Origin of the sequence: Methylobacterium cerastii, assembly GCF_022179125.1 — a bacterium.
GTDB lineage: Bacteria > Pseudomonadota > Alphaproteobacteria > Rhizobiales > Beijerinckiaceae > Methylobacterium > Methylobacterium cerastii.
The window spans coordinates 21426-43044 of record NZ_BPQG01000032.1; the positions used below are offsets into that span (position 1 = coordinate 21426).

Below are 21619 nucleotides of genomic sequence, written 5' to 3' on the forward strand. Positions count from 1 at the left end.
GCCTGACGGGAGCGTTCAAAGCTTCCTCCTCTCGCTGAAGCTGACTTCGTAGAGTTCGGTCAGTTCGAGATGGCCGGCGAGCTTGGTCCAGAGCCGCTCGATCCGTCCGGCCCGCGTCACCGTCGCGGTGCGGCGGACGACGAGGCGCTCGCCGTAGGGCACCGAGGTCGGCGCATCGTGGACTTGGACCTCGTCGCCAGGCTCGATCTCGAAGTCGGCGTCGAGGCTGACGTGGGCGTGCAGGCTCTCGGGCGTCTGCTCGATCTCGACGGTGCAGGGCACCTCGACCGTGCGGCGGCCGTTCAACAATCCGATCATCGCGGGACGCTCACGTCGGGAAGGGCGTTGCCGGGCAGCAGCTTGGCGAAGGCGAGGGCATTGGTCGGGCCGAAGGCGCCCATGTTGACGCTGCGGCCCGTGACCTCGTCGATCAGGGCGAGGGATCCGTCGTCGTAACGGGTCAGGCGGAACGGCTCGGCCGAGGTCAGGCCGGCGCGCAGGCGCGACTGACCGAAGCTGCGCAGGGTCGCGCGGACGAAGTTGTCCTGGCCGGGCTCGACGGTCTCGATCAGCTGCGCGTTCGCGGCATCCTCGATCCGGATCGATCCGTCCGCGCGGTCCAGCACGCGGAGGGAGACGGAGGCGACCGGCTTGCCGCCGGGATTGCCGCTGAGGCCGATGCCTTCGGTGCGCCCGACCATCACCGCCAGCATGGTGAAGCCGAGCAGCGCACCGGCCCCGATCAGTGCGAGCGCCGGGACCGGCCCGCTCTCCGCAACCACAGCCATCGGCTTCCCTCACCGTCATCCGGACCGATCCTCGCGTCGGCACCGTGTGGTGCCTGGCCACGGGGCCGTCTCGTTGGCGTCAGGTTAACCGGTGTCAAGCGCGCTTGACAATCCTGGTTTTGGATTTTTCGAACTCGTTTTTTGTTCGGATGATCAAGTCGTTGTTCGGGAACGACCTTTTCTGGAAAAACCAACGCCCGCCCTGGCATGTCGGCCGGGACGGGCGTTGAGGGTCTTGCGTCTTCGAAGGCCTGGGAGGCTCGCGTGGTTCAGCGCGCGCCGACGGCGACGAGGCGGGGCTGGCGCGAAGCGGCCTGCGGGCGGGCGACGAGGATCGGCAGCGCCGATTCCTCCTCCGGCGCGCGGGCGGCGACGATCGCCCGGCCCAGGATGGCGGCCACCGCGGCCGCATCGGGCACCGAGCGCAGCATCGGCTGCGGCTCGGTCACGCGCCAGGGGCGCGCATGCGGCCACAGGTGCAGGTAGGCGACGCGGGTGCCCGCGCTCAGCCGGAGCGGCAGGTCGCCGGTGCCGTCGGCGAAGCTGTGCAGCGCGGCGTCCTCCACCTGCGCCAGCGGCAGGTTGAAGGTGACGGGGATCGCGATGCCGATCCGCATCACCACGCGGCAGTTGGTGATGGTGTAGGTGGTGGTCCAGGAGGCGAGCCAGCCGAGCCCGCCGACGACGACGAGCGCCGCGGCGCAGGCGGCGAAGGTCGGCCACGAGGCCTTGAGGCCGGCCAGCACCGCCCCGTCGAGGGCGGCCGGCAGGATGGTCCAGGCGGCGAGCACCGCGAACCACAGCACCACGAACCCGCCGTGCATCGGGCGCGCCGCCATGCCGAAGGCCGTCGGCCGGCCCTGCCAGAGGATGTGCTCGCCCGGCGGCAGCGCCTCGGGCAGGCCTTCCGGGATGCGGTCGTCGACGACCGTGTCGTCTTGGCTGGTGTCGTGGATCCGGCGGTCGCTCATATCAGGGTCTCCGCGCGCTGGGGTGTGGCGTACAGGGTGCCGGCGCCGAAGTAGGCGATGATCTTCTCCTCCTCGAGGAGCGTCACCGCGTCGGGGTCGGCGTGGGGGGGTATGTCGGCGAACTGGCGGGCCAGCAGCGCCTCGGTCTTCACGGTGCGCGAGAACCGGCCGGTGCGGCAGAAGGTGACCGGCATCAGCACCCGGCGCGCCCCGGCGCCGAGCTCGACCTCGTAGTAGCGGGCGAAGCTCTCGCCGCGGTCGATCCAGATGTCCGACACCGTTCCGGCGACTTGGCTGTCGGCGCCGAAGACGCTCATGCCGATCGGGTTCGGGCCGTCCTCGTGGACCATGAAGTGGGTCGCGACCCGCAACGGCACGATCCGCTTCTGGCCGTCGAAGGTGTGGTCGAACGCGTCGTCGCGGCTCACCCAGGAGCCGGGGCCGACATGGGCGAACATCGGGTCGGCGCCGGTCGGCTCCAGCGGGGCGCCCGGCCAGGGCTCGCGCTTGCGGCCCTCGAAGTTGCGGTCGGGCACCATGTCGGCCTGCGGGGCCTGCTTGATCTTGCCGTCGGCGAGGTGGAACAGCTTCGGCGACGGGATCAGGATCGGGTCGGGGCTCTTGAGCCGGCCCGTCACCTCGGCCTCGAGCGGATAGCCCTCGCGCCGGTCCTCGCGGCGGAGCCAGAAGACTAGGCCGAAGAAGAACAGGAAGAAGGCGTAGAGGACGATCTGCGCGACGTCGACGTAGCCGGTCAGTGCGCCCGTGGGCAGTGCTCCAGGTGACATGGCGATCTCCCGACGGTCAGGTTGACGAGGTGGACAGCGCGGACAGGGATCGGACCCTGGACGCCGGTTGCAGACTGCGGTCGCGGACGAGCGGACCGATCGCGACGAGCGTCGCGAACAGCAGCGCGATCTCGATGTGGTAGACGATCAGGTAGCCGATCGAGGGGTCGCTCATCGCCTCGCCGAGCGCCCCCGATGCCGCCAGGCTCGAGCCGGCGTCGCGCACGATTCCGCTCGCGGCGATGGCGAGGCCCGCGGCCGACGCCTGGACCGCGCCCCAGGCGCCGAGCGCCAGCCCGGTATCCTCCGGCCCGGCCTTCGCCATCGAGGCGGTGAGCGTGCCGTGGGCGAACAGGCCGCCGCCGCAGCCGATCAGGCTGACGCCGGCCGCGAAGACCTGCGTGGAGCCGAGCGGCGCGGCGAACACGACGCAGGAGAAGGCGAGGATGCCGATCACGGCACCCGCCGCCGCGACGCGGAACGGGTCTCCGCCGCGATTGAGCCAGCGCGCCGCCACCAGCAGCCCGAGGCCGCCTCCGGCCGCCAGCAGAGCGGTCAAGGCCGTGGTGGCGGCGACCGAGAGGTGCAGGATCTGGCCGCCATAGGGCTCCAGCAGGATGTCCTGCATCGAGAAGGCCGCGGTGCCGAGCCCGGTCGCGACGAGGCGTCGGCGCGCCAGCCCCTGCCCCGCATAGGCGGCCCAGGATTCCGAGAAGTTCGGCTGCGCCGCGTCGCGGGCCCGGTTGGGATCGCGCGCCTCCTGCTTCCACAGGGCGAGGCCGTTGAGCACGATGGTGACGAGCGCCGTGCCCTGGATGACCTGGATCAGCCGCACCTTCGAGAAGTCGGCGAGCAGGAGGCCGAACGCGACCGCGCTGACCATCATGCCCACGAGCAGCATCACGCAGAGCAGCGCGACGACCTTGGGCCGCGCATGGGCCGGGGCGAGGTCGGTGGCGAGCGCCAGGCCCACCGTCTGCGTGGTGTGGAGCCCGGCGCCGACCAGCACGAAGGCGAGCGCGGCGGCGATCTGCCCGGCCCACATCGGGCCGGTGGTGTCGCCCGACAGCAGCAGCAACGCGAACGGCATGATCGCGAGGCCGCCGAACTGCAGCAGCGTGCCGAACCAGATGTAGGGCACCCGGCGCCAGCCGAGCACGGAGCGGTGGGTGTCCGAGCGGAAGCCGATCAACGCCCGCAAGGGCGCGAAGATGAGCGGCAGGGACAGCATCAGCGCGACGACCCAGGCCGGCACTTCCAGCTCGACGATCATGACGCGGTTGAGCGTGCCGATCAGCAGCACCGCGGCCATGCCGACGGTGACCTGGAACAGCGACAGCCGCATCAGCCGGCCGAGCGGCAGCTCCTTCGTCGCCGCGTCGGCGAAAGGGAGGATCGACGGGCCGAGCGCCGCGAGGTGCTGGATCAGGCGGGGGCCGAGCTTCATGCGCGGCTCCGCGACAGCTCGATCGCGTTCGAAAGATAGAAGCCGCTGTTGACGCGATGCGTCCGCGCCAGCGCGAATTCGGCCAGCGCCGGCTCGCGGCCGATGCGCCGATCGAGCGCGCCCAGCGTGATCGGCACGATCGCCGGGGCCCGGTCGCCCTTAGGAAAAAGCTTGCCGGCCGCGTGCATCACGGTGAGGAGCGCGGTGCGGGGCGCCACCGTGAACACGACCGAGCCGTCGGTGCGTTCCCCGAGCACGGCCAGCGCCCGCGCGATGTCGGCGGCGGAGTAGTGGATCAGCGAATCCATCGCGACGACGTGGTCGAAGCGGCCGAGGCTCGGATCGAGCATGTCGCCGACTCGGAAGTCGATCGACCCGCCACCCGCGATCGTCCCCGTCCGCTCGGCGGCGAGGCCGACCAGCGTCGCCGACACGTCGATGGCCACGACCTCGGCGCCGCGGCGCGCGGCCTCCAGGCTGAGCGCGCCGGTGCCGCAGCCGGCATCGAGGATGCGCCGGCCGCTGAGGTCGTCCGGCAGCCAGGACAACAGCGTGCCGCGCATGGCGTCGCGGCCGGCCCTCACCGTCGCGCGGATCTTCGAGACCGGCGCGTCGGAGGTGAGCCGCGCCCAGGCCTCGACCGCGGTGCGGTCGAAGTAGGTGGTGAGCTGGCCGCGGCGTTCGGCGTAGGTGGTGCTGGTCATGGCGCGCGCCCCTAGTCGAACCCGAGGAACTCGAAGAGGTCGCGGTCCTTCATCGGGATCGCGGAGAGCGGCTTGCCGCCGGCATAGAGGTAGGCGGCCAGCCGCATGTACTCGGTGGTCACGGCCTCGAGTTCCGGCGTCGGGTCCATCTCGAACAGGGTCCGCTTCTTGAGCCGGGACCGGCGGACGACGTCGAGGTCGGGGAAGTGGGCGATGCGCTCCAGGCCGACGGCGGCGTTGAAGCGGTCGATCTCGTCGGTCTTGGCCGAGCGGTTGGCGATGACGCCGCCGAGCCGCACGGGGTAGTTCTTCGCCTTGGCGTGGATCGCCGCGACGATGCGGTTCATGGCGAAGATCGAGTCGAAGTCGTTGGCGGTGACGACCAGCGCCTGCTCGGCGTGCTGGAGCGGCGAGGCGAAGCCGCCGCAGACCACGTCGCCGAGCACGTCGAAGATCACCACGTCGGTGTCCTCCAGGAGGTGATGCTCCTTGAGGAGCTTCACCGTCTGGCCGACGACGTAGCCGCCGCAGCCGGTGCCGGCCGGCGGGCCGCCGGCCTCGACGCACATCACGCCGTTGTAGCCTTCGGCCACGAAGTCCTCGACGCGCAGCTCCTCGGAGTGGAACTGCACCGCCTCCAGGGCATCGATCACGGTAGGTGCGAGGCGCTTGGTCAGCGTGAAGGTCGAGTCGTGCTTCGGATCGCAGCCGATCTGCAGCACCCGCTTGCCGAGCTTCGAGAAGGCGACCGACAGGTTCGACGAGGTCGTCGACTTGCCGATGCCGCCCTTGCCGTAGACCGCGAAGACCTTCGCGGTCGTGCCGATGGCGACGTCCAGCGAGACCTGGACGCTGCCTTCCGGCTCGCGGCGGGCGGCGATGGGATTCCTGATGGCGATGTTCATGCCGCAACCTCCGCGGTGATGCCTTCGAGACGGTCCTCGAGTTCCTCCTCGGCGCGGGCGAGCGCGTCGCGCGTCTCCGCGTCGGGAGTCCAGAAGCCGCGTTGATGCGCCTCGATCAGCCGGTGTGCGACTTTGGCCGAGGCGGTCGGGTTGAGGGCGGCCATGCGCTCGCGCATGGCGGGGTCGAGGACGTAGGTCTCGGTGATGCGCTGGTAGATCCACGGGGCGACGCCGTCGCTCGTCGCCGACCAGCCCATGGTGTTGGTGAGGTGCGCCTCGATCTGGCGCACGCCCTCGTAGCCGTGCCCGAGCATGCCCTCGGTCCATTTCGGGTTGAGCATGCGGGTGCGGGTCTCGAGCGAGACCTGCTCGGAGAGCGAGCGCACGGTGCCCTCGCCGCGGGTCTGGTCGCTGATGAAGATCGGCACCGCGGCGCCGCGGGCCTCCGCCACCGCCCGGCCCATGCCGCCGAGCCCGTCGAAGTAATGGTCGACGCTCGTGACCCCGACCTCGACCGAATCGAGGTTCTGGTAGGCGAGGTCGACCTTGGCCAGGACGCTGCGCATCAGCGCGCGCTGGGGCGCCGGCTGGCCGGTGCGGCCGTAGGCGAAGCTTTTGCGGCGCGAGAAGGTCTCGGCGATCTCGTCCTCGTCCTCCCAGCGGCCGGATTCGACCAGCCCGTTGACGTTGGCGCCGTAGGTGCCCTCGGCGTTCGAGAACACCCGGAGCGCCGCGGTCTCGATGTCGATGCCGTGCTCGGCCTGGTGCGCCAGGGCGTGCTTGCGCACGAAGTTGCTCTCCACCGGCTCGTCGGCGGTGGCGGCGAGGTAAGAGGCCTCGGCCAGGAGCTTCGTCTGCAAGGGCAGCAGGTCGCGGAAGATGCCGGACAGGGTCACGACCACGTCGATGCGCGGGCGGCCGAGGGTCTCCAGCGGGATCAGGGTGGCGCCGCAGAGCCGGCCGTAGCCGTCGAAGCGGGGCGTCGCGCCGATGAGGGCCAGAGCCTGGGCGATCGGGCCGCCTTCGCTCTTCAGGTTGTCGGTCCCCCACAGCACCAGGGCGACGCTCTCGGGCAGGGCTGCGCCCTCGTCGCGGTGGCGGGCGAGGATCCGGGCAACCTGCCGCGCGCCGTCCGCGACCGCGAAGGCGGACGGCAGGCGGTAGGGATCGAAGCCGTGGAGGTTGCGCCCGGTCGGCAGCACGGCCGGGTTGCGCAAGAGGTCGCCGCCGGCCACAGGCGCGATGAAGCGCCCATCGAGCGCCTTGAGCAGGCCCGCGACCTCGTGGTCCTTCGCCAGCAGCGCGTCGGTCTCGGACAGCGAGCGGAAGGCGGCGCGATGGGTCTCGTCGAGGGGCAGGCCCGCGGCGGCCAGGGCCGCGTCGACCCCCTCGCCGGCCACCAGGGCGACGATCCCGGCCCGCTCCGGCACGAGGCCGGCGGAGGCTTCGGCCAAAGCCAGCAGCAGGTCGACCCGCTCCTTTGCCGGGGTGCCCTTCCCGACCACGTGCATGCCGTGCGGGATCAACGTGTGCTCGAGCTCGTAGACCGCTTGGCCGAGCGCCTGGATGCGGGCGGCGAGGTCGTCCCAGGCCGGCTCGGCCTGGGTGAGGTCGAGGGCGGCGGCCTGGGCCTGGACGAGCTGGCCGAGGTCGCGCCGCTCGGCTTCCGCCTCCGGCTCCAGGGCGCGCCAGCGCTCGATCGACGCCTTGAGGTCGATCAGCCCGCGGTAGAGGCCGGCCTGGGCGAGGCTCGGGGTCAGGTAGCTGACCAGGGTCGCCGCCGAGCGCCGCTTGGCGATCATCCCCTCGGAGGGGTTGTTGGCGGCGTAGAGGTAGACGTTCGGCAGCGGCCCGATCAGCCGCTCCGGCCAACAGGCTTCCGACAGGCCGGTCTGCTTGCCGGGCATGAACTCGAGTGCGCCGTGGGTGCCGAAATGCAGCACCGCGTCGGCGCGGAAGTCGTCGCGGAGGTAGCGGTAGAAGGCCGAGAAGGCGTGGGTCGGCGCGAAGCCCCGCTCGAACAGCAGGCGCATCGGGTCGCCCTCGTAGCCGAAGCCCGGCTGCACGCCGACGAAGACGTTGCCGAACTGCGCCCCGAGGACGAACAGCACCGAGCCGTTGCTGTTCTGGCGGCCCGGGGCGGGACCCCATTGCGCCTCGATCTCGGACAGGTGGCGCTCGCGGCGGACGTGCTCCTCGGCGGGGATGCGGTGGTGGACGTTGGCCGGCGTGCCGTAGCGGGCGGAGTTTCCGGCGAGCACCGCGTTGCGCAGGTCGTCGACGCTGGCTGGGACTTCCACCTCGTAGCCGTCGGCCTTCATCGCGGTCAGGGTGTTGTGCAGGGATTGGTAGACCGAGAGGAACGCCGCCGTGCCGATCGAGCCGGCGTTCGGCGGGAAGCCGAACAGCACGATCGCCACCTTGCGCTCGGCCCGCGCGGTCCGCCGCAGGGTCACCAGGCGCTCGATGCGGGCGGCGAGCATGTCGGCGCGCTCGGGGTGGACGCGCATGTCGCGGGCGTTCTCGCCCATCGACGCGCCGGAGCGGCCGCCGAACACCATCGGCGCGGTGGCGCCGTCGAGCTCGGGGATCGCGACCATCATCGTCGCCTCGACCGGCGAGAGGCCGCGGTCGGAGCCTTCCCACTGCTCCAGGGTCTGGAACTCCAGCGCGTGGGCGGCGAGGTAGGGCACGTCGAGGTCGGCGAGCGCCGTCTCGGCCGCCGCCGCGTCGTTGTAGGCGGGGCCGCCGACCAGCGAGAAGCCGGTGAGCGAGACCAGCGCGTCGATGGCCGGGCGACCGTCGCGGCGGAAGAAGGCGTCCACCGCCGGGCGGTTGTCGAGGCCCGAGGCGAAGGCCGGCACCACCGCGAGGCCGCGGCCTTCGAGCGCCGCGATCACGCCGTCGTAGTGGGCGGTGTTCCCGGCGAGCACGTAGGAGCGCATCACCAGGAGGCCGACGCGGCCCTTGGCGGGCCCTTTGGGAACCGGCAGCGCGGCGAGCGATTCGCCGATGCGGCCCTTCATGCGCGGGTGGTAGAGGCCGGTCTCGGGGTAGCTCAGGGGGCTCGGCGCGGCGGCGATTTCGCGCCAAGCGAGGCGCGGGCCGGCGGCGTAACGCCCGACCAGGAAGCGTACCAGGTTGGCGATGTTCTCGTCCGAGCCCGAGAGCCAGTATTGCAGGGTAAGGAAGTAGGCGCGCACGTCCTGCGCCGAGCCGGGGATGAAGCGCAGGATCTTCGGCAGCTTGCGGATCATCGCCATCTGGCGGGCGCCGTTGCCCTGGGCGCCGGGCTTGCCGCGCAGCTTCTTCAGGAAGTCGAGGGCGCCGCGCTTGGTGCCGTCCATGTCGAAGCGGTTGAGGCGGGTGGTCTTCACCACCTCGCCGGCCGAGAGGCAGCCGATCATCGCATCGCAATGCGGGCGCCGGGCCAGCAAAGCTGGCAGCACGGCGCGGACGTGCTCGTCCATGAACAGCATCGTCGAGAGCACGATGTCGGCCCGGCCGATGTCGGCCTTGCAGTCGGCGAGGCTCGCGGGCGAGGTGTCCCACTCGGCGGCGGCGTGGAAGTCGAGGGTGAGCCCCGGCATCTCGCTGCGCAGGCGCAGGCGGGCGCGCTCAAGGGCACTCGCCATGTGGTTGTCCATCGTCACGATGACGATGCGGAGTTCGGGCCGTTCAGCGGCCGAAATGCGCTTTTGCATCGTACAAGGTCTCGACGGTGATGAGCGGCAGCGCCCGCTCCCTGGCGAAGGTTTCCGTGTTGGTTCGGGCTTTTCCTCGGACGAAGAACGGGATCTTCTTCAGCTCCTTCTCGGCCTCCGTGGCCCAGGTCGGAGTCGTCGGAGCGGACGGCGGAGCGAGCGTCGCCGCGGTGACGGGGGCGGTGGCGATGGCGGGCGGCGCGGATGCCTTGGCGGGCGCCTTGCCGCCGAGATGCGAGGGCGCGCGGTCGTTGAATTCGGGGTCCTCGCGGAACATCCCGAGCAGGTGCTCCTCCAGGCCCATCATCAGCGGGTGGACCCAGGTGTCGAACAGGACGTTCGCGCCCTCGAAGCCCATCTGCGGCGAGTAGCGCGCCGGGAAGTCCTGGACGTGGATCGGCGCCGAAATCACCGCGCAGGGCAGCCCGAGCCGCTTGGCGATGTGGCGTTCCATCTGGGTGCCGAGCACCAGCTCGGGGCCGGCCGCCTGGATCGCCGCCTCGACGTCGAGGTAGTCGTCGCAGATCAGCGCCTCGATCCCGTGGAGCGCCGCCTCGGCGCGGACCTCGCGGGCGAACTCCCGGCCGTAGGTGCCGAGGCCCACGACCTGGAAGCCGAGCTCGGCCTTGGCGACGCGGGCGGCGGCGATCGCATGGGTCGCGTCGCCGAAGATGAAGACCCGCTTGCCGGTGAGGTAGGTCGAATCGACCGAGCGCGAATACCAGGGCGCCCGCGACGGCGCCCCGGCGAGCACCGGGCCGGGATCGACGCCGGCCAAGGCCGCGACCTCCTCGACGAACCGGATCGTCGCGCCGACGCCGATCGGCACCGTCTCGACCATCGGCTGGCCGAAGGTCTTCTGCAGGTGAAGCGCAGCGGCCTTGGCGATTTCCGGGTAGAGCACGACGTTGAAGTCGGCGTCCTTCAGGCGTCCGAGGTCGGCGGGGCTCGCGCCCATCGGCGCCACCACGTTGACGGCGACGCCGAGCCGTCCGAGCAGGCCGGTGATCTCGGTGAGGTCGTCGCGGTGGCGGAAGCCCAGCGCCGTCGGCCCGAGGATGTTGCAGGACGGGCGCCGGCCCTCCGGCTTCGGCTCCGTGGACGGCGAGCCGGACAGCCCGCGCACCAGCCGGTAGAAGGTCTCGGAGGCGCCCCAGTTCTCTTTCTTCTGGTAGGCCGGCAGCTCCAGCGCGATCACCGGGATCGGCAGGTTCAGCGCCTTGGCGAGGCCGCCCGGATCGTCCTGGATCAGCTCCGCCGTGCACGAGGCGCCGACGATCATCGCCTGCGGCTTGAAGCGCTCGTAGGCGGCGGACGCCGCGTTCTTGAAGATCTCGGCGGTGTCGGAGCCGAGGTCGCGGGCCTGGAAGGTGGTGTAGGTGACCGGCGGGCGGGCGTCGCGCCGCTCGATCATCGTGAACAGCAGGTCGGCATAGGTGTCGCCCTGCGGCGCGTGCAGGACGTAGTGCAGCCCCTCCATCGCGGTGGCGACCCGCATGGCGCCGATATGCGGTGGTCCTTCGTAGGTCCAGAGGGTGAGCTGCATCGCCTCAGACCTCCAGCCGGGTGCGGCGCACGAGCGGGCGCGCGAACAGCTCGGCGAGGTCGCCGGCCTGGTCGTACCCCTGGATCGGCGTGAACAGCAGCTCGATCGACCACTTGGTGGCGAGCCCTTCCGCCTCCAGCGGGTTGGCGAGGCCGAGGCCGCAGACCGTCAGGTCGGGCTTCGCGACGCGGGCCCGGTCCATCTGCTCGTCGAGGCTCTGGCCCTCGACGATCTGCGTGCCGTCCGGCAGCAGGGCGAGGTCTTCGGCCAGATGCCCGCGGTGCAGGTAGGGCGTGCCGACCTCGCACAGGCCCATCCCCATCTCGCGCGATAGGAACCGCGCGAGCGGCACCTCGAGCTGCGAATCGGGAAAGAAGAACACGCGCTTGCCCGCAAGCTTCTCGCGGTGGTGCTCCAGGGCGCGCCCGGCGCGGGCCCGGCCCGGCGCGGTCGCCGCCTCGAAGCGGGCCTCCGGCACGTCGAACGCGTCGGCGGCAGCCTTGAGCCAACGCGTCGTGCCCTCGACCCCGAGCGGGAACGGCGCCGGCAGGCGCGTCGCGCCGCGGGCCTCGAGCGCCTTGGCCGTGTCGGTGAGGAAGGGTTGGGCGAGCAGGTAGCGGGTGTTCGGCCCGACGCCCGGCAGCTGGCCCGCGCGCCGCGCCGGCAGGAACGCGACCGGTCCGATCCCGAGCTCGGAGAAGATGCGGAGGAACTGGTCCTCGACCACGTCGGCGAGGGCGCCCGCCACCAGCAGCGCCGGGGCGGCGTCGGCTTCCGCCCGCGGCATCTCGGGGACGAGGGCCGCCAGGCACGCATCCTCGCCCTGCGTGAACGTGGTCTCGATGCCGCTGCCGGAATAGCTCAGCACCCGCACGTCAGGCGAGAAGGTGGTGGAGAGGCGCTGCGCCGCGCGGCCGAGGTCGAGCTTGATCACCTCGGAGGGGCACGAGCCCACGAGGAACAGCAGCCGGATGTCGGGCCGGCGCTCGATCAGGCGGCGCACCACCCGGTCGAGCTCCTCGTTCATGTCGGCGATGCCGGCGAGGTCGCGCTCGTCGATGATCGCGGTGGCGAAGCGCGGCTCGGCGAAGATCATCACGCCGGCGGCCGACTGGATCAGGTGGGCGCAGGTGCGCGAGCCGACCACGAGGAAGAACGCGTCCTGAATCTTGCGATGCAGCCAGACGATACCGGTCAGCCCGCAGAACACTGCGCGCTGGCCGCGCTCTTGCCGGATCGTGACGTCGCCGCAGCCGGCCTCGACGGGCGCCGTCGCGGCCCTCGGCGGGAGGAAGGGCGCGTTCATCGCGCCACCATCGCGGTGCCGCCGACGGGGCGCGGATACGGCCGGGCCTGGAGCCGCGCGGCCCGGAGCTTGAGCAGGAATTGCGTCGCGTTGACCGCGTAGGAGGCGTAGGCCGCGAGCGCCAGCCACATCAGCCCGGTGGTGCCCATGAGGCCCAGCGTGAGGGCGGCGAGGTAGGCGGTGTGCAGGGCCAGCACCAGCATGCTGACCACGTCCTCCCAGTAGAAGGCCGGGGCGAACAGGTAGCGGCCGAACACGGCCTTCTCCCAGATCGAGCCGGTGACCATGATCGCGTAGAGCAGCCCCGTCTTGGCCAGCACCGAGAGGTTGGCGGCGACCGCGCCCTCGCCGGTGGCCAGCGTCCGCAGGACGAGCCCGAGGCTGATGAGGAACACGAGGAATTGAAGCGGGGCGAGAAGGCCCTGGACCAGGGTCCAGCGGCTGGCGTCGCGCCGGGCGCGCTCGGCCGGCGTGTAGAGTGGTGGTCGTGTCGTCCGGTCCGTCGGACCCATCGCCTCACCCCATCCCTGCTGCGGCCGGCCGCCTCTCGAAGGAGCGGCTTGGGGTGAAGCCTAGAAACCGTGCCCAAAAGTGTCAAGCGCGCTTTACGTCAAATCCAAATGACAATGACATCGAAGCATTCTGGTTCGAATTGACCATTGCCAAGTCGGCTCGAAAGGGTATCGTCTAGGTCAAGTCGTCCCGAAGAGGGCGACAGCGCGGGGATTTCCAGGCCCGGCCATGCTGAGTTGTAAAGACAATTAAGCCGTCAGCGACATTGGAGAGGGCCAATGGATGACTTGAGGCGCTCCGAGGGGCGAAACGCCATCCTGGCCCTCGCACGCGAGATGGCTTCGGCCTGCGAGATCGACGAACGGGCGCCGCCTCGCCGGCAGCAGCTCTCCGATCGCTGGCACGGTCACCTGTCCCGCGTCGTCGAGGCCGAGATCATTCCCCGCCTGATGCTTGCCCACCGGATGGAGGCGTCGACCCGCGGCCCCGGGCCGCGGAAGCCGACGGCCGAGGACATCGAGGCGTTCGCCTCCCTCGTGCTGGCGCCGGCCGGCGAAGTGGTGGAGGCGCGGATCGCCGCCCTCGTCGACGACGGGCTCGCCCTCGACAGCCTCCTCCTCGACCTGCTGGCGCCGACGGCGCGGCATCTCGGCGTGTTGTGGGAGGAGGATCTCTGCGATTTCGCGGAACTGACGATCGCGATGGGCCGCCTGCAGCGGATCATGCACGACCTCTCGCGCCGCTACGGCGGCGAAACCGGAGGGCACCGGGACGGGCACAGCATCCTGCTGAGCCTCTGCCCCGGCGAGACCCACATGTTCGGCCTTTCGATGATCGAGCAGTTCTTCCGCGACGCGGGCTGGGACGTGACGAGCACGGCGCTGGCGCCGGTGGGCGAGATCCTGAACCAGGCGCGGACCGCATGGTTCGACGTGATCGGCCTCTCGCTCGGCTGTGAGGTCCTTCTGCCGACCTTGACCAAGACCGTCCTCGAACTTCGGCGCGTCTCGTTCAATCCCGGCGTCCGGATCCTCGTCGGCGGCCCGATCTTCATCGACAATCCCGGCCATATCGAGCAAGTCGGCGCGGATGCGACGGCGTCGGATGCACGCCGAGCTGTGGCTGCAGCCGAGTTCATGCTTGATATGAGGGCGGGAGCCTGCTGAAAGACCTGATCGGCGACTTCACGAAGCGGTGAGACTTGACCAGCTTGGCCACCCACGCTGCGCAGAACCCCTCCGCAGCCCTGAGCAAGACCCTGGCGGCCCTCGGCGGAGAGGCGGCGGGTCTTCTCGTTGCGGCTGCGACGGACCTGTCGTTGGTCGTCGACGCGGATGGCATCATCCGCGACGCGGCCTTCGCTGCGCCGGATCTTGCGGGCCAGGGCTGTGACACCTGGCTCGGACGGCGGTGGATCGACACCGTCACCGTCGAGAGCCGGCCGAAGATCGACGCGCTGATGCGCGATGCGGCGCCGGACGGCGTGACCCGCTGGCGCCAGGTCAACCACCCTTCCGTCTCCGGCGAGGATCTGCCGATTCGCTACGCCGCGATGCGGTTGGGCTCGGACGGCTCGATCATCGCCATCGGCCGCAACCTCCTCGCCATGGCCTCGCTGCAGCGCAAGCTCGTCGAGACCCAGCAGGCGCTGGAGCGCGACTACCTCCGCCTGCGCGGCGCCGAGACCCGCTACCGCATGCTGTTCCAGCTCGGCAGCGAGCCGGTGCTCGTGGTCGACGCGGCCACCCGCCGGGTCACCGAGATCAATCCCGCCGCCGTCCGGCTCGTCGGCCGCCCCGAGAAGCGGATCCTCGGGCAGGACGTGGTCGAGCTGTTCGAGGCGGCGAGCGCGCGTGAGATCGAGCTGCTGTTCGCCGGCCTGCGCGCCACCGGCAAGGCCGAGGACCTCGAGGCCCGGCTTGGCGGCAGCCGTGGGCCGGCGCGGATCTCGGCCTCTTTGTTCCGACAGGGCAGCTCGGCGAGCGTGCTGCTTCGCGTTAGCGACGCCGCCATCGTCGGCGCCGATTCGGCGCGCGTCCGCGGCCCGCTCCTCGACGTGATCGAGGGCATTCCCGAAGGGTTCGTCGTCACCGATCTGTCGCGGCGCATCCTCACCGCCAACGGCGCCTTCCTCGACCTCGCCCAGATCGCGACCGTGGAGCAGGCGCGCGGCGAGCTGATCGACCGCTGGATCGGCCGCGAGGAGACTGAAGCCGCCACCCTGTTCGCGACGCTGGCCGAGCACGGCTCGGTCCGGCACTTCGCCACCGGCCTGCGCGGCGTGCTCGGCTCCATCGAGGAGGTCGAGGTCGCCGCCGTCGCCGTGCCGAACGCGCGGCCGCCCTGCCTCGGCTTCACCATCCGCGGCACCCCGCGCCGCGCCGTGGCCGCCGCGGCGCCGGGCTCGCACGAGCTGCCGCGCTCGGTCGAGCAGATGACCGAGCTCGTCGGCCGCGTCTCGATGAAGAATCTCGTGCGCGAGACCACCGATTTGATCGAGCGCCTGTGCATCGAGGCCGCCCTGCGGATCACCCGCGACAACCGCGCCTCGGCCGCGGAGATGCTCGGGCTCAGCCGCCAGGGACTCTACGCCAAGCTGCGCCGCTACGGCATCGGCGACCTCGACGGACCGGACTTTCCCGAAGCCTGACCCTCGCATGCGGGACGACGACCGTGTTGCCCGCGCGCACGTCACCGTCCTCCCGCAGCATGCCTTCGGCGACGAAAGCCGGCGTCGATCGAATCCCTCGACCCACACCGCCAGGCACGGACGAGATGTCCGGCGGAACGTTTCGCAGCCGGGTGTGTCAAAAACTTTGACCGTTCGATCTGTCATCTTCGCTTGACACCTTGGGTGCCGAAAACCTAGCCTCCGGACATGGCGACACCGGCTCCCAGTGCACTCGTCGAACTGCTCAAGCCGATCACGTGGTTCGCGCCGATGTGGGCCTTCGCCTGCGGCGTGGTCTCGTCGGGGCAGCCGACCCATGGGCAATGGCCGGTGATCATGGCCGGCGTCGTCCTCGCCGGGCCGTTGGTCTGCGCCACGAGCCAGGCGGTCAACGACTGGTACGACCGCCACGTCGACGCCATCAACGAACCGAACCGCCCGATTCCCTCCGGCCGCATGCCGGGGCGCTGGGGGCTCTACGTCGCCGCGGCCTGGACCGGCCTGTCGCTCCTCGTCGCCGCCGCGCTCGGGCCCTGGATCCTCGGCGCTGCGATCTTCGGCCTCGTCCTGGCCTGGCTCTACAGCGCGCCGCCGATGCGCCTGAAGAGCAACGGCTGGTGGGGCAACTCGGCGGTGGCGATCTGCTACGAGGGGCTGCCCTGGTTCACGGGCGCCGCCATCATGGCTGCCACCGTCCCCGACCACCGCGTCCTGATCGTCGCCGCCCTGTACTCGATCGGCGCCCACGGCATCATGACCCTGAACGACTTTAAGTCGGTGGAGGGCGACACCCTCACCGGCATCCGCTCGCTTCCGGTCCAGCTCGGCATCCCCGGGGCCGCCCGCTTCGCCTGTCTGGTGATGGCGGTGCCGCAGGCAGCGGTGATCGCGTTCCTCTTCGCCTGGAGCCGCGGGTGGCACGCGGCGATCGTCGCGATGCTGCTCCTTGGGCAGATCGCACTGATGCGCCGCCTCCTCGCGGCGCCGTGCGAGAAGGCCGCCTGGTACAACGGCACCGGCACCACCCTCTACGTGCTTGGCATGCTGGTCGCCGCCTTCGCGCTCCGTCCGCTCGTGGGAGTGCCGTGATGGCCGCCTTGTCCTCGTCCACGGTGTCATCCGGGTTCTCCTGGATGCAGATCGTCCGCCTAGGGCTGGTCCAAACCGCGCTCGGCGCGGTCGTGGTGCTGATGACCTCGACCATCAACCGGGTGATGGTGGTGGAACTGGCGCTGCCTGCGATCGTGCCGGGCGCCCTTGTCGCCCTCCACTACGCGGTCCAAGTGCTGCGCCCGCGCTGGGGCTACGGCTCCGACTTCGGCGGCCGCCGCACCCCCTGGATCGTCGGCGGCATGGCCGCGCTGGCGCTCGGCGGCTTCCTCGCCGCGGTGGCGACCGCGCTGGCCGAGACCAACCTTTTCGCCGGCCTCGCCCTCGCGGTGCTGGCCTTCTTCTCCGTCGGCATCGGCGCGGGCGCGGCCGGCACCTCGCTCCTGGTTCTTCTCGCCACCGGCGTCGAGGACCGGCGCCGGGGCGCGGCGGCGACGATCGTCTGGGTGATGATGATCGCCGGTTTCGCGGTCACGGCGCCGCTCGCCGGGCACTTCCTCGATCCGTTCTCCGGGGCGCGGCTGGTGGCGGTCTCCGGCACTGTCTCCCTCGCGGCGTTCGTCCTCGCGTGCCTGGCTGTGCGCGGCGTCGAGCCCGCCGCCGCGCCGGCGCGCGCGGAGCCCGCCGGCCCGGCCAAGGCGCCGTTCCGGACGGTGCTCGCCAAGGTCTGGGCCGAACCGGCCTCGCGCCGCTTCACCGTGTTCATCTTCGTGGCGATGCTGGCCTACAGCGCCCAGGAGCTGATCCTCGAACCCTTCGCCGGCCTCGTCTTCGCGATGACGCCGGGCACGACCACCAAGCTCGCCGGTCTGCAGCACGGCGGTGTGCTCGCCGGCATGCTGATGGTCGCCGGGCTGACCATGGGCGTCGGCGGCCCCTGGCTCGGCTCGCTCAAGCTCTGGACGGCTTTGGGCTGCGCCGGCTCCGGCGCGATGCTCGCCGGGATCGCCGCCGGCGGCCTCGTGGGGCCGGACTTCCCGTTGCGCGCTGCGGTGTTCGGCCTCGGCCTGTTCAACGGCGTCTTCGCGGTCGCCGCGATCGGATCGATGATGGCGCTCGCGGGCGCCGGCGGCGAGGCCGAGCGCGGCACCCGCATGGGCGTCTGGGGCGCGGCGCAGGGCGTGGCCTTCGGCGCGGGCGGCTTCCTCGGCACGGTCGCGGTGGACCTCGCGCGCCTCGTCACGCCCGAGGCGGTGCAGGCCTACGCCGCGGTCTTCCTCGCCGAGGCGCTGCTCTTCGTGCTCGCCACCGTGATCGCCCTGCGGATCGAGCATGCGGGCGCGACGCGCGTGCCGCGTGGGCAGCGCGAGCGAACGCTGAAGCTTCAGCTGGAACCCCGTTTCTAAGCCGATGTCGGACCTGACCTCTTCGGGCGCCGTCGCGCCGGGTCCATCAGAAAAACGCGCCAGGGAGCACAGCATGTCCGAGGCCGCCGAATTCTTCGATTGCGTCGTGGTTGGCGGTGGCCCTGCGGGCGCCACCACCGCCACGGACCTCGCCCGGATGGGGCGCAGCGTGCTGCTCCTCGACAAGCCCGGGCGGATCAAGCCCTGCGGCGGCGCGATCCCGCTGCGCGCGATTCGCGACTTCGCCATCCCCGACGCGCAGATCGTCGCCCGCATCAAGCTCGCACGGATGATCGCGCCCTCCGACACGGCCGTCGACATGCCGGTCGGCGACGGCTTCGTCGGGATGGTCGATCGCGAGCATTTCGATCCGTGGCTGCGCGACCGGGCCTCGCTCGCCGGCGCCGACTACCGTGCCGGCACCTACGAGCGCATCGATCGCGACGCCGACGGGACCACGGTCCACTACCGCGTCGGCGACGCGGCGCACGCGGTCCGGACCAAGCTGGTGATCGGCGCCGACGGCGCCTCCTCGCCGGTGGGTCGGGCCGAGATCCCGGGCCATGCCGGGATGAAACAGGTCTTCGCCTATCACGAGATCGTCCGCCCGCCCGCGGACGGCAGCGGGAGCTTCGCGGCCACGCGCTGCGACGTGTTCTACCAGGGCAAGCACTCGCCCGACTTCTACGCCTGGATCTTCCCGCACGGCGACACGATCAGCATCGGGACCGGCTCGGCCAAGAAGGGCTTCTCGCTCCGCACCGCGATCCGGAACCTGCGCGAGTCGACCGGGCTCGCGGCCGGCGAGACGGTCCGGCGCGAGGGCGCGCCGCTGCCGCTGAAGCCGCTCAAGAAGTGGGATAACGGGCGCGACGTGCTGCTGACCGGGGACGCCGCCGGCATCGTCGCTCCGGCGTCGGGCGAGGGCATCTACTACGCGATGCTCGGCGGACGTCTCGCGGCCGAGGCGGCCGAGGCGTTCCTCACCACGGGCGACGTCCGCGCCCTCACCCAGGCGCGCCGCCGCTTCATGAAGCTGCACGGGCGCGTGTTCCTGATCCTGCGGATCATGCAGGCCGTCTGGTACCGCAACGACGCCCTGAGGGAGCGCTTCGTCTCGATCTGCCGCGACAAGGACGTGCAGCAGCTCACCTGGGAAAGCTACATGAACAAGGAGCTGGTGCGAAAGAAGCCGATGGCCCACGTGAAGATCTTCTTCAAGGACATGGCGCACCTGTTCCGCTGGGTCTCGCCTTGAGCGAGGTCTGGATGCCGGCCACGGTCGCCACCCTGTCCGCGCTCGTGGTGGCGCTGGCCGGCGGCGTGCTGACCACCACCGGCCCCTGGTACCGCGCCCTGCGCAACCCGGCCTGGAAGCCGCCGGACTGGGCCTTCGGGCCGGTCTGGGCGACGATCTTCACCCTGTGCGTCGTCTCCGCCGTCATCGCCTGGAACGAGGCCGACGAGCCGCAGCGCGTCGCGCTGCTCGCGGCCTACGCCGTCAACAGCGTCCTCAACATCGCGTGGAGCGCCCTGTTCTTCCGTGCGGAGCGGCCGGACTGGGCGTTCTTCGAGCTGGTCCTGCTCTGGCTTTCCGTGGTCGCCCTGATCGCCGTGACGCTGCCGGTCTCGGGGCTCGCGGCCCTGCTGCTCGCGCCCTATCTCGCCTGGGTGGCGGTGGCCGGCGTCCTCAACCGCGCGATCGTCCGGCTCAACGGCCCGTTCGGAGCCGCATGATGGCGGCGTGGTTCGCGAGCGGACGGATCGTCGATGCGATCCTCGTCCTCGTGGCGATCGAAGCGATCGTTCTGATCGCGCTGCGGCATCGGACCGGCCGTGGGCCGGCTCCGCTTGCGCTTCTGTGCAACCTCGGTTCGGGTGTGGCGCTGATGCTCGCCGTGCGGGCGGCCCTGGTCCAGGCCCCGTGGCCGGTCGTCGCGGGCTGGATGCTCGCATCGCTGGTCGCACATCTCGGGGACCTCGTGCCGCGCCTGCGCAGCCGCGAGCACCTGACGCTTGGTCGCACCGCACAGGCCAGCGCGACAGGAACTTCCGTCTCGGCGGGTGCGTTCAACGCGCGACCGCCAAGCTGAATTATTATGCTTCTCAATTGCGGCTATCGGAGATTGGGCATCATGCGTCGCATCCTCGCTGTGGCCGCAACCTCCGGTTTCCTGCTCGGTTCCGCCGTACCGATCGACGCCTTCGCCCAGGGTGCGGACCAGGACCTGGTCAAGCGCGGCGAGTACCTCGTCACCGCCGGCGATTGCGTCGCCTGTCACACGGGGCCGAGCGGCAAGCGATTGGCCGGCAACTACATTCTCAACACGCCGATCGGGAAGATCCGCACCCCCAACCTGACGCCGGACGACGAGACCGGCCTCGGCAAGTGGACGGAGGCGGACTTCGTGAAGGCGATGCACGAGGGCATCGACAACGAGGGGCACTACCTCTACCCGGCCTTCCCCTTTGCTTGGTACACGAAGGTCACGACCGACGACGTGAAAGCGATCTGGGCGTACCTGCGCTCGCTCGAGCCGGTGAAGGAGCCGCGCAAGGACAACGAGATCCCGTTCCCCTTCAACATCCGCACCGCGCTGATCACCTGGCGGACCGCCTTCTTCACGCCGGGCGAGTGGAAGCCCGACCCGAAGGCCACCGCCGAGGTCAACCGCGGCGGCTACCTCGTCGAGGGGCTCGGCCACTGCGGCATGTGTCACAACGAAAATAAGATCGTCGGCAACAGCAGCCTGGCCGGCAAGCTCGGCGGCGGCGTCATCGATGGCTGGTACGCCCCGAACATCACCCCCGACGACCACCAAGGCATCGGCTCCTGGAGCGAGGAGCAGGTGGTGACCTACCTCAAGACCGGCACGGCGCCGGGCAACCAGCCCGGCGTCGCGGCCGGCCCGATGCGCCAGACCATCGAGGAATCGCTCTCGAAGATGACCGACGCCGACCTGAAGGCGATGGTCGCGTACCTGCGGACCTACCAGGCCAAGCAGACGTACAAGTCCAAGGACCTCCAGGCCTTCGACACCAAGGGCGCACCCGGTGCCGGCGTCTACTTGAGCTACTGCTCGTCTTGCCACCAGCCCGACGGCAAGGGTGTCGAGGGCGCGATTCCGGCGCTCGCCGGCAACACCTCGGTCCAGTCGGCCGGCCCGGAGACGGTACTGCGCGTGATCTACGGCGGGCTCGGCGCCCAGAGCGGCTACGCGCCGATGACGGCGATCGGCCAGGGCATGACCGACCAGCAGGTCGCCGACGTGACCGATTACATCCGCAACTCCTGGGGCAACAGTGCGCCCGTCCTGAAGTCCGGCGTGGCGGCCGACGCTCGCAAGGCGACGAGCACCATGCTCGCCGGCAACGCGCCCTGCGCCGAGATCGAACAGCCGGATGTGGCGAAGGCCGTGGCCGACGCCGACGCCATCGGGCAGTTGAAGGGCCTCAAGCAGGAGGACTTCATCCCGCGGATCGATGCGCTCCTGCCGAAGATCAAGTCCGCGCTCCCCGCCGGGCGGGACGACGACATCGTCAACGGCCTGACGACCGCGTTCTGCAAGGCTGCGAAGCCTGATACCGACGACGTGAAGCTGCCTTGGCACACCACCATCGGCAGCTTCAGCAACCTCGTCTACAGTCAGCTGAAGAACCCCGAGAAGCAGGCCAGCACCATGCCGGCCCCGGCGATGCCGAAGCCGAACTGAGCGGCGGGCAACCGGTCGCGGGCCGGCCCTCGAACCCACGCAGGGTTCGAGGCGTGGGCCGCCCGCGCCGACGAGGGGAGGTCCGAGGGGATTTCGACCCGTCGCCC

The 21619-nt window shown here is 70.7% G+C and carries 19 protein-coding genes; 8 read left to right on the top strand and 11 right to left on the bottom strand.

Translation table 11 applies throughout. The features are described from left to right. Window positions 1-15 precede the first annotated feature (15 nt). From MFF13_RS11055 to bchF, 11 genes are all read right to left on the bottom strand, one after another. Window positions 16-318 (bottom strand): O2-dependent cyclase accessory protein, encoded by a 303-nt coding sequence (locus MFF13_RS11055; protein ID WP_238272187.1) that lies wholly within the window; start codon window positions 316-318, stop codon window positions 16-18. Next, the gene (gene puhC, locus MFF13_RS11060) at window positions 315-788 is read right to left on the bottom strand and encodes a photosynthetic complex assembly protein PuhC (RefSeq protein WP_147828051.1); all 474 of its coding nucleotides are present in this window, start codon (window positions 786-788) and stop codon (window positions 315-317) included. The genes MFF13_RS11055 and puhC overlap by 4 nt, the downstream gene beginning before the upstream one ends. Before the next feature lie 269 nt (window positions 789-1057). Next, window positions 1058-1759, bottom strand: coding sequence for a photosynthetic complex putative assembly protein PuhB (puhB, locus tag MFF13_RS11065; RefSeq protein ID WP_238272188.1), 702 nt, complete (start codon window positions 1757-1759; stop codon window positions 1058-1060). Then, window positions 1756-2532: a photosynthetic reaction center subunit H gene (puhA, locus tag MFF13_RS11070; protein ID WP_147752952.1), complete on the bottom strand. Its 777-nt coding sequence runs from the start codon at window positions 2530-2532 to the stop codon at window positions 1756-1758. Before puhA ends, puhB begins: the two co-directional genes overlap by 4 nt. A gap of 31 nt (window positions 2533-2563) precedes the next feature. Continuing rightward, window positions 2564-3994 (bottom strand): BCD family MFS transporter, encoded by a 1431-nt coding sequence (locus tag MFF13_RS11075; RefSeq protein WP_147763702.1) that lies wholly within the window; start codon window positions 3992-3994, stop codon window positions 2564-2566. Further along, entirely contained in the window at window positions 3991-4698 is a 708-nt protein-coding gene (bchM, locus tag MFF13_RS11080) for a magnesium protoporphyrin IX methyltransferase (protein ID WP_147828053.1), read from the bottom strand. Before bchM ends, MFF13_RS11075 begins: the two co-directional genes overlap by 4 nt. An 11-nt stretch (window positions 4699-4709) precedes the next feature. Further along, window positions 4710-5603 carry a ferredoxin:protochlorophyllide reductase (ATP-dependent) iron-sulfur ATP-binding protein gene (gene bchL / locus MFF13_RS11085; protein WP_147752942.1) on the bottom strand — a complete coding sequence of 298 codons (894 nt, stop codon included), beginning with the start codon at window positions 5601-5603 and terminating at the stop codon, window positions 4710-4712. Further along, window positions 5600-9307, bottom strand: coding sequence for a magnesium chelatase subunit H (locus tag MFF13_RS11090; RefSeq protein ID WP_238272189.1), 3708 nt, complete (start codon window positions 9305-9307; stop codon window positions 5600-5602). Before MFF13_RS11090 ends, bchL begins: the two co-directional genes overlap by 4 nt. Further along, window positions 9282-10853, bottom strand: a complete 1572-nt coding sequence (bchB, locus tag MFF13_RS11095; RefSeq protein WP_147828055.1) for a ferredoxin:protochlorophyllide reductase (ATP-dependent) subunit B — start codon at window positions 10851-10853, stop codon at window positions 9282-9284. Before bchB ends, MFF13_RS11090 begins: the two co-directional genes overlap by 26 nt. Window positions 10854-10857: 4 nt before the next feature. Further along, window positions 10858-12159, bottom strand: a complete 1302-nt coding sequence (locus MFF13_RS11100) for a ferredoxin:protochlorophyllide reductase (ATP-dependent) subunit N (RefSeq protein WP_147763698.1) — start codon at window positions 12157-12159, stop codon at window positions 10858-10860. Then, window positions 12156-12671, bottom strand: a complete 516-nt coding sequence (gene bchF / locus MFF13_RS11105; protein WP_147828056.1) for a 2-vinyl bacteriochlorophyllide hydratase — start codon at window positions 12669-12671, stop codon at window positions 12156-12158. Before bchF ends, MFF13_RS11100 begins: the two co-directional genes overlap by 4 nt. Window positions 12672-12950: 279 nt before the next feature. Between bchF and MFF13_RS11110 the strand changes: the two genes are divergently transcribed. The 8 genes from MFF13_RS11110 (at window position 12951) to MFF13_RS11145 (ending at window position 21512) form a co-directional block, all read left to right on the top strand. After that, the gene (locus tag MFF13_RS11110) at window positions 12951-13838 is read left to right on the top strand and encodes a cobalamin B12-binding domain-containing protein (protein WP_238272190.1); all 888 of its coding nucleotides are present in this window, start codon (window positions 12951-12953) and stop codon (window positions 13836-13838) included. Window positions 13839-13873: 35 nt separating this feature from the next. Then, window positions 13874-15322, top strand: a complete 1449-nt coding sequence (ppsR, locus tag MFF13_RS11115) for a transcriptional regulator PpsR (protein ID WP_238272191.1) — start codon at window positions 13874-13876, stop codon at window positions 15320-15322. Window positions 15323-15550: 228 nt separating this feature from the next. After that, window positions 15551-16432, top strand: coding sequence for a chlorophyll synthase ChlG (chlG, locus tag MFF13_RS11120; RefSeq protein WP_147828057.1), 882 nt, complete (start codon window positions 15551-15553; stop codon window positions 16430-16432). Continuing rightward, window positions 16432-17799: a BCD family MFS transporter gene (locus tag MFF13_RS11125; protein WP_147828058.1), complete on the top strand. Its 1368-nt coding sequence runs from the start codon at window positions 16432-16434 to the stop codon at window positions 17797-17799. The genes chlG and MFF13_RS11125 overlap by 1 nt, the downstream gene beginning before the upstream one ends. 73 nt (window positions 17800-17872) lie before the next feature. Then, window positions 17873-19057 (top strand): geranylgeranyl diphosphate reductase, encoded by a 1185-nt coding sequence (locus MFF13_RS11130; RefSeq protein ID WP_147828059.1) that lies wholly within the window; start codon window positions 17873-17875, stop codon window positions 19055-19057. Between the two features lie 11 nt (window positions 19058-19068). Continuing rightward, a complete protein-coding gene (locus MFF13_RS11135) occupies window positions 19069-19536 on the top strand; it encodes a TspO/MBR family protein (RefSeq protein ID WP_147828060.1) in 468 nt (155 codons plus the stop codon). Next, window positions 19536-19892 carry a hypothetical protein gene (locus MFF13_RS11140; RefSeq protein ID WP_238272192.1) on the top strand — a complete coding sequence of 119 codons (357 nt, stop codon included), beginning with the start codon at window positions 19536-19538 and terminating at the stop codon, window positions 19890-19892. The genes MFF13_RS11135 and MFF13_RS11140 overlap by 1 nt, the downstream gene beginning before the upstream one ends. Window positions 19893-19934: 42 nt before the next feature. Beyond that, window positions 19935-21512: a c-type cytochrome gene (locus tag MFF13_RS11145; protein WP_238272193.1), complete on the top strand. Its 1578-nt coding sequence runs from the start codon at window positions 19935-19937 to the stop codon at window positions 21510-21512. The last annotated feature ends 107 nt before the right edge of the window (window positions 21513-21619 follow it).